This is a genomic window from Phytohabitans maris (assembly GCF_031085175.1).
GTDB lineage: Bacteria > Actinomycetota > Actinomycetes > Mycobacteriales > Micromonosporaceae > Phytohabitans > Phytohabitans maris.
The window spans coordinates 19548-31918 of record NZ_JAVHUY010000031.1 but is presented as its reverse complement, the minus strand read 5'-3'; the positions used below and the strand labels follow the sequence as shown (position 1 = coordinate 31918).

Below are 12371 nucleotides of genomic sequence, written 5' to 3'. Positions count from 1 at the left end.
AATGTCGACACAGCCACCCCTCGCCCTCTTCGCCGTCGACTCGCTGCTCAGCGAGGAGGAGAAGGCCATCGCGGACGTCGTACGCCGGTTCGTCGCCGACCGGGTCCGGCCGCACGTCGGCGACTGGTACGAGCGCGGCAGCGCACCCGTCCGCGAGCTGGCCCGGGAGCTGGGCGCGCTCGGGCTGCTCGGCATGCACCTGGACGGCTACGGCTGCGCCGGCACCAGCGCCACCGCGTACGGCCTGGCCTGCCTGGAGCTGGAGGCGGGCGACTCGGGGCTGCGCTCGCTCGTCTCGGTGCAGGGGTCGCTGGCCATGTACGCGATCCATCGGCACGGCTCGCCCGAGCAGAAGCAGGAGTGGCTGCCCCGGATGGCGGCCGGGGAGGCGATCGGCTGCTTCGGCCTGACCGAGCCGGACCACGGCTCCAACCCGGCCGGCATGCGCACCCGCGCCCGCCGGGACGGCTCCGACTGGATCCTCTCCGGCACCAAGATGTGGATCACCAACGGGTCGGTCGCCGACGTGGCGGTGGTCTGGGCCCGCACCGACGACGCGATCCGCGGGTTCGTCGTACCCGCGGGCACGCCCGGCTTCTCCGCGCCGGAGATCACCCGCAAGATGTCCCTGCGCGCCTCCGTCACCAGCGAGCTCGTCTTCGACGACGTGCGGCTGCCGGACTCCGCCGCGCTGCCCGCGGCGCGCGGCCTGTCCGGGCCGCTGTCCTGCCTCAACGAGGCGCGGTTCGGCATCGCCTTCGGCGCGCTCGGCGCGGCCCGGGACTGCCTGGAGACGGCGCTGGCCTACGCCGGAGAGCGGGAGGTCTTCGACCGCCCGCTCTCCGCGTTCCAAGCCACCCAGCTCAAGCTCGCCGACATGACCCTGGAGCTGGGCAAGGGCATGCTGCTCGCCCTCCACCTGGGCCGCCTCAAGGACGCCGGCCAGCTCCGCCCCGAGCAGGTGAGCCTCGGCAAGCTCAACTCGGTCCGGGAGGCGATCGCGATCGCCCGCGAGTGCCGGGCCATCCTCGGTGCCGCCGGGATCACCCACGAGTACCCGTTGATGCGGCACGCCGCCAACCTGGAGTCCGTGCTGACCTACGAGGGCACCTCCGAGATCCACCAGCTGACCATCGGCCAGGCCCTCACCGGCGAGAAGGCGTTTCGCTGAGCGCGGCTACAGCCGGGTGATGCGGCCGGTGCCTCCCTCCGGGTAGCGGGCGGCGCTGACCACGCCGGCCAGGTCGGTGGCGAGGTAGCCGGCGAGCGCCTGCTGGTAGGTGACCCCGACGGTGGTGAACGGCGCGCCCCGGAACGGGTACTGGTCGCCGCCGCGGGCGGAGAAGTCGTTGGTGGCCAGCGAGATCGCCGGGCCGTCGACCACCGCGCCGCCGTCGACCAGCACGGTGCCGTCGTCGAGGACGACCGAGCGGACCCGGGTGCCGGGCGTCAGCACGGTGCCGGCGTCGTCGACGACCTGCGCGGTACCGGTGGGGTCGTAGCCGAACCGGAACCCGGCGACCTGCGCGAACCGCCCGTCCGCGACCGGTATGCGGGACACCGCGTTCTCCAGGATTTCCTTGAACTGGGCCCGGGACACGTCGGGCACGACCGCGACGAAGTTGCCGAACGGCGCGACGGCGAACGTGTCCAGCGCGGTGACCGGCCCGGCGGGCAGCAGCGAGTTGTTGCGGATGCCACCGCCGTTCTGCAGGGCGACCCGCGGCGGTGTGACCCCGTACGTGGCGGCGTTGGCCCGCCCCGCCGCCAGCAGCGCGTCGGCGAGCAGGCTGCCGAGGTTCGTCTCGCCGGTCCGCACGCCCGGCTCCCGGCGGCCCTCCAGGGCGACCTGTGACTGGGCCACGACGGTGGCGGCCAGCCCTTCGGTGTACGCGACGACCGGCTCGACGACCGCCCGCCGCACGTACGGGTTCGCGGCGACGGCGTCCGGGGCCACGCCGGAGACGCGCACCGGCCCGCTGCCCCGGTCGACCCGCAGCACCCGGCCCCGCTTGTCGAACGTGACGACCAGGCGCCCGACGTACTTGTAGTCCCCGGCCGTGGTGACCACCGGCACGTCCCGCCCGCCGGCATCCCGGATGTACAGCGGGTAGCGCAGCTTGTCGCCGGTGGCCGGGTCGGTGGAGATCGCGTCACCGGGCACCAGCGGCGTGCTGTCGGCCGCGAGCAGCTCGTCGCCGCCGCCGGCGATCGCCACGTCCACGCCGCGCAGCAGCGGGATCAGCGCCCGGTCCTCGGAGAGGCCCTGCAGGTGGCTGATCAGGACGACCTTGTCGATGCCGTGCCGGGTCAGCCGGTCGACCTCGGCCTGGACGATCCCGGCGACGTCCTGCAGCACGCCGACGTCGCGCGGGCTGGAGATCGTCCGGAGCGCCGGCGTGGTGGCCCCGACGATCCCGACCCGCTCGCCACCGGTACGGGTGACCGCGCTCTTGACGATCGTGTGCCGGCGGACCAGCGCGGCCAGCGCGGGCTCGTCGCTCATGTCCAGGTTGGCCGAGACGAACGGCGGGCCGTCCTTGCCGAACCCGGCGATGAAGTCGGCCAGCACGTCCGGGCCGAAGTCGAACTCGTGGTTTCCGATCGCCATCGCGTCGTAGCCGACCGACTTCAACGCCAGCGCGTCGTAGAACGGCACGCCCTTCTCCAGGCTGGCGCTGAAGTCCGGGCCGGCCAGGAAGTTGTCTCCGGAGGAGAGCATCAGGGCACCGCGGTGCGCCGCCTGCCCCGGCGCCGGCCGCCCGCTTGTCGCCTGGCGCCGCAGCTTGTCGACGAGCGTCTTGAACCGGGCCACGCCGCCGAAGTCGGGGTTGCCGGGGGCACTGACCAGATGCGACTCGCCGTCGTTGTTGTGCAGCACGGTCAGCGTGAAGTCCGGCCGGTCGCCGTGGGCGCTCACCGCCGGCGAACCGGCCAGCGCGGTGACCGACACCAGCGCCGTGGTCGTCGCTACGACGAGCGTCGCGGCACGCCGGCCCAACCCCTGTAATCCGATCATGATTGAGGCTCCACATCGTCATCACGACATCGATACCGCTCTGCGGGATTCGTAGTGGTTCCGCGGGCGATTCGTAGTAGTAGAGCAAACGACCGGTGGCTGGCTGTATTGGCGCAACCTACCGAAGGTGGCGGCGCCATGGCCCGCCGTCTCATGCGATCGTCCAAACCGGACCGTCCAGCGGCCCTCCGCCGCGACCCGCTCCCGGGCCGGAAACGGTCCGCGCGGCGCGGTTTGCCGGGCCCGCGCTGGGGAACGTACCGGCACATGGCGCTGCGGACGATGGTGGAACGGCTGGAGATGGCCGGCTGGCTGGACCGGGTGGGCGAGCCGTTGGGGCGCGGTGTGCAGGCGTTGCTGCGCGGGCGGGTACGCGACGCCCTGCACGGCGTGTGGCTGGGCCATCCGCTGCATCCCGCGCTCGTGCAGGTACCCGTGGGCGCGTGGCTGAGCGCCGCCGTGCTCGACGCCCTCCCCGGCACCCAGCGCGCCGCGATGGTGCTCACCGGCGTCGGTACCGCCGGCGCGGTCCCGGCGGCGCTCGCGGGCCTCAACGACTGGGCGTCGCTCTCCCGCGAGCAGCGCCGGACGGGGCTCGTCCACGCCTGCGCCAACCTCGTCGCGGTCGGCCTCTACGCCGGTTCCCTGGTCGCCCGGCTCACCGGCGACCACCGCCTGGGACGGCGGTTGGCCTACGCCGGGATGGCCGGCGCCAGCATCGGCGCCTACCTCGGCGGCCACCTGAGCTACCGGCAGGCGGCGGCGGTAAACCAGGCCGAGGCGTTCCTGCGCCAGATCCCCGAAGGGTGGCAGGACCTGGGCGCGCAGGAGGCCCTCACCGACGGCAAGCCGCTGCGGGCCCGGATCGGCGAGGTGCCGGTGCTCGTCACGCGCACCGGCGACGGGGTGACCGCGATGATCGGAAACTGCGGCCACCAGACCGGCCCGCTGGCCGACGGCGAGCTGGTCAGCGTCGACGGCGAAGACTGCCTGGTCTGTCCCTGGCACGGCAGCACGTTCCGGCTCGCCGACGGCGCGGTCGTGCACGGCCCCGCCGCCAGCGACCAGCCGCTGCTGCGCGCCCGCGTGGTCGGCGGCCGCATCCAGGTCTCCCTGCCCTGACGGGGCGCCGACCGGCCGTTTTCACTCCGTGGCCGAGGGTAACCAACCGGTGGCGCAGGAGAGCCCTGCTCCGCACATCCCGCCAGAACGGAGGATCCGACATGGGTGGTCGCGAACAGCTCCACGACATGCGCCAGCGCGCGCACGAGGCCGGTATTCCGGGCAGTTCCAGGATGAACGACAAGGAACTGCAAGCGGCGTTGCGCAAGGTCGACAAGGGCGCCGAGCCGATGACCGCAAAGCGCGAAGCGAAGGGCTGGCAGTGAGCTAGCGCCCGGTAGACGAGCGGCGCCGGCCGGCGCGCGGTCCGCGTACAGCGCGGCCGTGCCCGTCCGGCGCCCCGCTCACCGCGAGGGTAGGCGGGCTCGCCGGGCCCCGGCCGGCCGTCACCGTGCCGGGCTGTCGAGACCGTGATCGCCCCGTCCGGGATCGGGCGGGCGGGCCGCAGCGGCGACGGTGCCGAGCGGGACCGGTGCCACGATCGGCCGGCCGGCCAGCGGCGTGGCGTCGACGCCCGGGCCGGCGCCTGACCCGGCCGCCAGCAGCGTGGCGAGCGCCGGCCCGCAGATCCGCCCCTGGCACATGCCCATGCCGGCGCGGGTGGTGAGCTTCACCGCCCGCGGTTCGGTGGCGGCGAGGTCCTCCACCGCGTGCCGGATCCGGGAGAGCGGCACCTCCTCGCACCGGCAGACCAGCGTGTCGCCGTCGAGCCAGCCGCGCCAGCCCGGCCGGACCGGGTAGACCTCGGCGAGCGCGGCGGCGAACCGCCGGAGCCGGGCGCGCCGGCGGCGCAGGCGGGCGTCGGCCCCGGTGGCCGGCGCGGGTCCCGTGGCGGCGAGGTCGGCCGCGACCGCCCGGCCGGCGAGCTCGCCCTCGACGGCGGCGAGCCGGGCCCCGCCGACGCCGGTCACCTCGCCCGCCGCGTAGACGCCGGCGACCGAGGTACGTCCACTGTGGTCGGTGACGACGACCGGCAGCCCGGCCGGGTCGGGCACGGTGGCGCAGCCGAGCGCGAGCGGAAGCTCCACGCCCGCGACGAAGCCGAACCCGACCGCGACCGCGTCGGCGGCCAGCCGGCGGCGGTGCCGGGCACCGGGTAGCGGGGTCCAGTCCGGGGCGAGCCGGGCGAGGGTCACCGCCTCGACCCCGCTGCCGCCGTGCGCGGCCACCACGGCCCGCCGGTACCGCACCGGGATCCGGTGGCGGCGCAGGATCCGCAGGTAGTGCGCGGCCTCGCGGAGCCGCCCCGCGTGCCCGAGGGCGGCCGGGAGCCGGCGCAGCCAGCGGGCCGGATGGTTGGCGTCGAAGACCCCGAGCACGGTGGCCCCCGCCTCGGCGAGCGTGGCGGCGACCGGCAGCAGCAGCGGCCCGGTACCGGCCACCACGACCCGCCGCCCGGGGAGCGTGAGCTGCCCCTTGACCAGGGCCTGCGCCCCGCCCGCGGTGAAGACGCCGGGCAGGTCCCAGCCGGGGAACGGCAGCGCCAGGTCGTGCGCGCCGGTCGCGACCACCACGGCCCGGACCCGCACCGCGCCGCCGCCGGTGAGGTGGAGCGTGAAGCCGTCCGCGGCGGGCTCGGCGGCCCAGACCGACTCCCCACTGTGGAGGGTGACGAGCGGGTGCGCGGTCAGGGCGGCTTCGGCGGCCCGGGCCGTACCGTCGGGTTGCAGCGCCTCCGGGCGGCGGGCGCCGAACGGCCGCGGGGGTTGCCGGTGGTACTGCCCGCCGGGTCGGGCGCCGGCGTCGACGAGGACCACGCGCTGGCCGCGGTCCGCCGCGGCGAGGGCGGCCGCCAGCCCGGCCGGTCCGGCGCCGACGACCGCGACGTCGTACCCGCGCGGCGGTCCCGGGTCGTCCGCCGGCGGTGGCGCGGCCGGCCGGGGCAGGGGCGCCTCCGGCGGGGCGGCGGTGTCGCCGGGGGCCGCCTCGGTGAGGCAGGCGCGGACCGGCGGGCCGCCGTTGACCGGGAGCAGGCAGTCGAAGCAGGCGCCGATGCCGCAGAAGAGCCCGCGCGGCCGGCCGCCGAACCGGGTCCGCCGCCACGAGCGGACGCCGGCCGCGGTGAGCGCGGCTCCGAACGTCTCGCCGGGCAGCGCCGGGATCCGCGCCTGCCCGTAGCCGATCTCGAACGGTTCGCCGGGCGCGGTGCCGGCCCGCTCGTGCGCGGCGGCGCTGCGCAGCTCGCCGGGGAGCTCCGGTCGGCCGGTCACGCCGGCACCCCGCTCGGGCGCAGGGCGGGGCGGTCCGGGCGGAACGGGGCCGGGTCGAGCGCCGGTTCCTCGCCGGTGACCAGCTGCCGGATCAGCCGGCCGGTGGCCGGGGCGAGGCCGATCCCCGCGCCCTCGTGGCCGGCGGCGTGCAGCAGGCCGGGTACCGCCGGCTCGGCGCCGATCACCGGCAGGTGGTCCGGCAGGTAGGGGCGGAAGCCGCGGTACGCCCGGATGGCGCGGACCCCGGCCAGCGCGGGGAAGAGCCGGATCGCCTGCTGGGCCAGCCTTGCGAGCACGTCGACGCGGAAGCCCGGGTCGAGCCCGACCCGTTCCCGGGAGGCGCCGATGAGGATCGTGCCGCCGTCGGTCGCCTCGACCACGGTCGACGTCCGCAGCCCGCTGTCGTCACTGGCCACATTGGACACGTAGTCGGCGTCGTACACCTTGGCGTGGACCATCGGCGGGAGCGGCTCGGTGACCAGGATGAAGCCGCGCCGGGGCTGTACCGGCAGGTGGGCGCCGGCGAGCGCGGCGACCGCCGGCGCGCCGAGGCCGGCGGCGTTGACCACGTACCGGGTGGCGACGTCGCCGGCCGTGGTGCGCACCGCGGCGATCCGCCCGTCCCGGTCCCGGGCCAGCCCGACCACCTCGGCGCCGGTGACCAGCCGGGCACCCCGGGCGCGGGCCCGGTGCAGCAGCGTGGCGGCGGCGAGCACCGGCTGTACCTGCATGTCCTGCGGGTAGTGCACCGCGCCGGCGAGGTCGGGCGTCAGGTACGGCTCAAGCTCCCGGGCCCGCGCCGGGTCGAGCGGTTCGGCCACGACCCCGGCCGCCCGCTGCCGGTCCGCGAACCGGTGCAGCGCGGCGAGCTCCGCGTCCCCGGTCGCCACCACGATCCCGCCCTTCGCCTCCAGCGCGATCCCGGCGCCCGGGGAGCCGGCCACCTCCTCGCCGATCCGCCGCCAGAGCGCGTTGGAGAGCAGGGCGAGCGCCAGCTCCGGGCCGGGCTCCTTGTCGGAGACCAGGATGTTGCCCTCGCCCGCGCCGGTGGTGCCGGTGCCGACCCCGGCCCGCTCGACGACCACCGTGGACAGGCCGGCGGCGGAGAGCTCGTCGGCGCAGGCGGCACCGACGATCCCCGCGCCGACGACCACCACGTCCGCGCCGCGGGGCGGGGTCGTGGTGGTGCCGCTCGGCCCGGACCGCGGGCGCTTGAGGAGAGCCATACCATGTGACATATTACTGATCGCGGCGTCGCGATCAAGACGCTGAGCTGCCCAGACCCGGAGGTACGTCATGCAGCCCTGGCACGGAGTCGTGGTGGCCACGGCCACGCCGTTCCGCCCGGACCTCTCCCTCGACCTCGACCGCTACGCGGCGCACGTCGCCTGGCTGGCCGGCGCCGGCTGCCACGGCGTCACCCCGGCCGGCTCCCTCGGGGAGTACCAGGTGCTCACCGACGCCGAGCGGGCCGACCTGGTCCGGGCGGCGGTCGAGGCGGCACCGCCCGGCTGCTCGGTGGTGCCCGGCGTCAGCGCGTACGGCGCGGTCGAGGCGCGCGGCTGGGCCGAGCACGCCGCCTCCGCCGGGGCCGGGGCGCTGCTCCTGCTCCCGCCGAACGCGTACCGCGCCGGGCCGGACGAGGTGGTCGCCCACTACGCCGAGGTGGCCAAGGTCGGGCTGCCGATCGTGGCGTACAACAACCCGTACGACACCCGGGTCGACCTGACCCCGGAGCTGCTCGCCCGGATCGCCGACGAGGTGCCCGAGGTGGTGGCGGTCAAGGAGTTCAGCGGCGACGTACGCCGGATCTACCGGCTGCGCGAGCTGGCGCCCCGGCTCGACGTGCTGGCCGGCGCCGACGACGTGCTGCTGGAGCTGCTGGTCGGCGGCGCGGTCGGCTGGATCGCCGGGTTTCCCAACGCGCTGCCGGAGATCTCGGTCGCCCTCTACGAGCTGGGCCGGGCCGGCCGGCTCGACGAGGCGCTGCCGCTGTACCAGGCGCTGCACCCGATCTTCCGGTGGGACTCGCGGCACACGTTCATCCAGGCCATCAAGATCGCGATGGACGAGGTCGGGCGGTACGGCGGGCCGGTGCGCCTGCCCCGCCTGCCGCTGGCCGACGCCGACGCCGCCGCGGTCCGCGCCGACCTGGCGACCGCGCTGGCCTACCCCGCCCCACCCGTACCGGCGGGGGCGTAACGTGCGCAGCCGGCTCGTCCTGCACGCCGTCGACACGCACACCGAGGGCATGCCGACCCGGGTGATCACCGGCGGCGTCGGGGTCGTTCCCGGCGAGTCCATGGCGCGGCGGCGCGAGTACTTCATGGCCAACATGGACCACCTGCGCCGGCTGCTGATGTACGAGCCGCGCGGGCACGCCGCGATGAGCGGGGCGATCCTCCAGCCGCCCACCCGCCCGGACGCCGACATGGGCGTGCTCTTCATCGAGGTCTCCGGCTGCCTGCCGATGTGCGGCCACGGCACGATCGGGGTCGCCACGGCGCTGGTCGAGACGGGCATGGTCGCGGTCACCGAGCCGGTCACGACGGTCCGGCTGGACACCCCGGCCGGCCTGGTCGAGGCGGAGGTGGCCGTCTCCGGCGGCGCCGCCCGCTCGGTGACGATCCGCAACGTGCCGGCGTACAGCCACGCGCTCGACGCCGAGGTCGACGTGCCCGGCTTCGGGCGGCTCCGCTACGACCTCGCGTACGGCGGCAACTTCTACGCGATCCTGCCGCTGGCCGCGGTCGGGCTGCCGTTCGAGCGGGCGGCCGGGCCGCGGATCCTCGACGCCGGGCTGGCGGTGATGGCGGCGATCGACGAGCAGGCCAAGCCGGTGCACCCCGAGCGGCCCGACATCGCCGGCTGCCACCACGTGCAGTTCCTCGCCCCGGGCGCGGACGCGCGGCACTCGCGGCACGCGATGGCGATCTGGCCGGGCTGGTTCGACCGGTCGCCGTGCGGCACCGGCACCAGCGCCAGGATGGCCCAACTGCACGCCCGCGGCGAGCTGGCCGAGGGGGACGAGTTCGTCAACGAGTCGTTCATCGGCACCGCGTTCACCGGGCGGCTGGTCGGGCTCACGACGGTGGGGGAGCGGCCGGCGGTGGTCCCGACGATCACCGGCCGGGCCTGGGTCACCGGGCTGGCCCAGTACCTGCTCGACCCCGAAGACCCGTTCCCGGAGGGGTTCCAGCTGTGACCACAGTGGACGGCGGCGGGCCGCCCGCCGTCGAGCTCACCCGCCGCCCCAGCCTGCGCGCCGACGTGTCGCAGGCGCTGCGCACCGCGATCGTCACCGGGCAGCTGCGCCCGGGCCAGGTGTACAGCGCGCCGAAGCTCGCCGTCCGGTTCGGCGTCTCCGCCACCCCGGTCCGCGAGGCGATGCTGGAGCTGGTCAAGGACGGGCTGCTGGAGACGGTACCCAACAAGGGTTTCCGGATCGTCGAGGTCTCCGAGCGGGACATGGACGAGATAGCCGCGCTGCGCGGGCTGCTGGAGCCGCCGGCCGTCGCCGAGGTGGCCCGGGCCGGCGACCGGGAGCGGGTGCGCACGCTGCGCCCCGCCGCCGAGGCGATCGTCGCCGCGGCCGGCGCCGGCGACCTGATCGGGTACCTCCAGGCCGACCTCGACTTCCACATTGGACTGCTGGGCCTCCTGGGCAACCGCCGGCTGGTGGGGATCGTGCGCGACCTGCGGGCGCAGACCCGGCTGTACGGGCTGACCCGGCTCGCGGAGAGCGGGCGGCTGACCGCCTCCGCCGCCGAGCACCTCGACCTGCTGGACCTGGTCGAGGCGGGCGACGCCGCGGCGGCGGAGGCGCTGATGCGCCAGCACATCGGCCACACCCGCGGCATCTGGGCCTGACGGGTTCGCGCGCGGGTCAGCCTGCGCGCCGCCTGCCCCCGTCCGAGCCGCCTGCGGCCTGACCGCCTCGCGCGCGGGTCAGGCCTGGCGGGCGCCCCAGCGGCGGGCCAGCCAGGCGCAGACCACGAGCTGGATCTGGTGGTACAGCATGAGCGGCAGCACGAGCAGGCCGAGCAGTTGCGGGCTGACCATCACCGCGGCCATCGGCAGCCCGGTGGCGAGGCTCTTCTTCGACCCGCAGAAGAGGATCGTGGCCCGGTCGGCCCGGTCGAAGCGGAGCAGGCGCCCGGCGGCGTAGGTCAGCCCGAGCACCAGCGCCAGCAGGACGCAGACCACCGCGACCAGCACGCCGAGCCGGGCCGGCGAGACCTCGTCCCAGACCCCGGCGACCACACCCGCGCTGAACGCCGTGTACACCACGAGCAGGATCGAGCCGCGGTCCACCCGGCTGGTCAGCGTGCGGTGCCGTTCGATCCACCGGGCGGTCAGCGGGCGGGAGAGCTGCCCGAGGGCGAACGGCACGAGGATCTGCAGCACCACCGTGCCGACCGCGCCGGCGCTCATCCGGGCCGCGCCGGTGTCGTGCAGCAGCGCCGTGGCCAGCAGGGGGGTGAGCACGACGCCGGCGAGGTTGGAGAAGGAGGCGCTGAACACCGCCGCCGGTACGTTGCCGCCGGCGATCGCCGTGAACGCGATGGAGGTCTGCACCGTCGACGGCACCGCGCAGAGGAAGAGCAGCCCCTGGTACAGCTCGGGGGTGAGCACGTCCGGACGCAAGGGCGCGGCGGCGAGCCCGATCAGCGGGAAGAGCGCGTACGTGGCGAACAGCACCACGAGGTGCAGCCGCCAGTGCCGGGCGCCGGCGAAGGCGGCCCGCGGCGTGATCCGGGCGCCGTGCAGGAAGAAGAGCAGCGCGACCGCGAGCGTCGCGGCGACCCGCCCCACGTCCGCCGCCGACCCCCGGGCCGGCAGCAGCGTCGCCAGCACGACGGTCCCGAGCAGGGCCGCGATGAACGGATCGACCGGCAGCCAGCGCGGCCAGCGCACACGCACTCCTCTCCCGGCCGGCGGCGCACCGCCGCTCCCAGGGGTACGCCGCCGACGCGGCCAGCCCATTCTCGGGCGGCGGGCGATCAGTGGGAAAGGCGATCAGTGCGCTGACTGCGATCATGTTTCGCGATAACCTGGTCGGGTGTACGACCCCGTGCAGCTGCGCAGCTTCCTGGCGGTGGCCCAGGCGCTGAGCTTCACCCGCGCCGCCGACCGGCTCGACCTGCGCCAGTCGACGGTCAGCCAGCACGTGCGGCGGCTGGAGGCGGCGGTCGGGCGGCCGCTGTTCGCGCGGGACACGCACAGCGTCGCGCTCACCGTCGACGGGGAGGCGATGGTGACCTTCGCCCGCGACATCCTCGCCGCCGGCGACCGGGCCCGCCGGCACTTCGCCGCCGCCCCGGTGCGCGGCCGGGTGCGCCTCGGCGTCTCCGACGACCTGGTCGCCACCCACCTGCCCCCGGTGCTGCGCGACCTGCGGCACCGGCATCCCCTGGTCGAGCTGGCCGTGACGGTCGACCTGAGCGGCACGCTGCACGACCGGTTCGACGCGCGCGACCTCGACATGGTCTTCGCCAAGCGGCCGCCGGGCGAGTCCCGGGGCGAGCCGCTCTGGCGCGACCGGCTGGTCTGGCTCGCCGCGCCCGGGCACCGCCTCGCCCCGGACGAGCCGGTGCCGCTGGTCACGTACCCGCCGCCGAGCATCTCCCGCGGCCAGGCCCTGGGCACCCTCGCCGCCGCCGGCCGGGCCTGGCAGATCACCTGCACCAGCACCAGCCTCGGCGGCCTGGTGGCGGCGGCGCAGGCCGGGATCGGCGTGCTCGCCCACTCGGCCGCGCTGATCCCGCCCGGCCTCGTGCCCGCACCGGCCGGGCACCGGCTGCCCCCGCTCGGCGAGGTGGAGTTCATCCTGTTGCACCGCGAGGCCGCCCCGAGCGACCTGCTGGCCGCGCTCACCGACGCGATCCTGGCCGCCGGCACCCGCCCCGACTGACCGCCGCCGCGCCCGCGACTCGGGCGAGCCGCGGCTCGCCCCTGTGCCCGCGGCTCGGGCAGGAACTCGGCGAGCAATACGTTTGGCCGAGCCCACCTCAACCCCG

General features: G+C 75.8%; 11 protein-coding genes. 7 read left to right on the top strand and 4 right to left on the bottom strand.

Features of this window, described 5'->3' with window-relative positions; all coding sequences use genetic code 11:
* The first annotated feature begins 1 nt into the window (after position 1).
* Entirely contained in the window at positions 2-1171 is a 1170-nt protein-coding gene (locus RB614_RS28595) for an acyl-CoA dehydrogenase family protein (protein ID WP_308715766.1), read from the top strand.
* A gap of 6 nt (positions 1172-1177) precedes the next feature.
* On the opposite strand, the gene RB614_RS28590 is transcribed toward RB614_RS28595, so the two are convergent.
* Positions 1178-3019 carry a bifunctional metallophosphatase/5'-nucleotidase gene (locus RB614_RS28590; RefSeq protein ID WP_308715765.1) on the bottom strand — a complete coding sequence of 614 codons (1842 nt, stop codon included), beginning with the start codon at positions 3017-3019 and terminating at the stop codon, positions 1178-1180.
* A gap of 267 nt (positions 3020-3286) precedes the next feature.
* On the opposite strand from RB614_RS28590, the gene RB614_RS28585 reads away from it, so the two are divergent.
* A complete protein-coding gene (locus RB614_RS28585) occupies positions 3287-4141 on the top strand; it encodes a Rieske (2Fe-2S) protein (RefSeq protein WP_308715764.1) in 855 nt (284 codons plus the stop codon).
* Between the two features lie 101 nt (positions 4142-4242).
* Positions 4243-4407, top strand: a complete 165-nt coding sequence (locus tag RB614_RS28580) for a hypothetical protein (RefSeq protein WP_308715763.1) — start codon at positions 4243-4245, stop codon at positions 4405-4407.
* Between the two features lie 120 nt (positions 4408-4527).
* Here the strand turns inward: RB614_RS28580 and RB614_RS28575 are convergent, their stop codons facing one another.
* Together RB614_RS28575 and RB614_RS28570 are read right to left on the bottom strand one after the other, a co-directional pair.
* Entirely contained in the window at positions 4528-6351 is a 1824-nt protein-coding gene (locus tag RB614_RS28575; protein WP_308715762.1) for an FAD-dependent oxidoreductase, read from the bottom strand.
* Complete coding sequence (locus RB614_RS28570) at positions 6348-7577, bottom strand: NAD(P)/FAD-dependent oxidoreductase (RefSeq protein ID WP_308715761.1); 1230 nt, start codon at positions 7575-7577, stop codon at positions 6348-6350. Before RB614_RS28570 ends, RB614_RS28575 begins: the two co-directional genes overlap by 4 nt.
* A gap of 70 nt (positions 7578-7647) precedes the next feature.
* On the opposite strand from RB614_RS28570, the gene RB614_RS28565 reads away from it, so the two are divergent.
* From RB614_RS28565 to RB614_RS28555, 3 genes are read left to right on the top strand one after another with little or no spacing between them, the layout of a single operon-like run.
* Positions 7648-8553, top strand: a complete 906-nt coding sequence (locus RB614_RS28565; protein WP_308715760.1) for a dihydrodipicolinate synthase family protein — start codon at positions 7648-7650, stop codon at positions 8551-8553.
* A 1-nt stretch (position 8554) separates the two neighbouring features.
* Positions 8555-9556, top strand: coding sequence for a proline racemase family protein (locus RB614_RS28560; protein WP_308715759.1), 1002 nt, complete (start codon positions 8555-8557; stop codon positions 9554-9556).
* Positions 9553-10221, top strand: a complete 669-nt coding sequence (locus RB614_RS28555) for a GntR family transcriptional regulator (protein WP_308715758.1) — start codon at positions 9553-9555, stop codon at positions 10219-10221. The genes RB614_RS28560 and RB614_RS28555 overlap by 4 nt, the downstream gene beginning before the upstream one ends.
* A gap of 78 nt (positions 10222-10299) precedes the next feature.
* On the opposite strand, the gene RB614_RS28550 is transcribed toward RB614_RS28555, so the two are convergent.
* Positions 10300-11268, bottom strand: coding sequence for a bile acid:sodium symporter family protein (locus tag RB614_RS28550; protein WP_308715757.1), 969 nt, complete (start codon positions 11266-11268; stop codon positions 10300-10302).
* Between the two features lie 145 nt (positions 11269-11413).
* On the opposite strand from RB614_RS28550, the gene RB614_RS28545 reads away from it, so the two are divergent.
* Entirely contained in the window at positions 11414-12265 is an 852-nt protein-coding gene (locus RB614_RS28545; RefSeq protein WP_308715756.1) for a LysR family transcriptional regulator, read from the top strand.
* Positions 12266-12371: the final 106 nt, after the last annotated feature.

What these genes read in the sequence shown, in the direction of transcription:
- RB614_RS28595 (WP_308715766.1), top strand. Translation starts at nt 2, where the DNA reads ATGTCGACACAGCCACCCCTCGCCCTCTTCGCCGTCGACTCGCTGCTC.
- RB614_RS28590 (WP_308715765.1), bottom strand. Translation starts at nt 3,019, where the DNA reads ATGATCGGATTACAGGGGTTGGGCCGGCGTGCCGCGACGCTCGTCGTA.
- RB614_RS28585 (WP_308715764.1), top strand. Translation starts at nt 3,287, where the DNA reads ATGGCGCTGCGGACGATGGTGGAACGGCTGGAGATGGCCGGCTGGCTG.
- RB614_RS28580 (WP_308715763.1), top strand. Translation starts at nt 4,243, where the DNA reads ATGGGTGGTCGCGAACAGCTCCACGACATGCGCCAGCGCGCGCACGAG.
- RB614_RS28570 (WP_308715761.1), bottom strand. Translation starts at nt 7,577, where the DNA reads ATGGCTCTCCTCAAGCGCCCGCGGTCCGGGCCGAGCGGCACCACCACG.
- RB614_RS28565 (WP_308715760.1), top strand. Translation starts at nt 7,648, where the DNA reads ATGCAGCCCTGGCACGGAGTCGTGGTGGCCACGGCCACGCCGTTCCGC.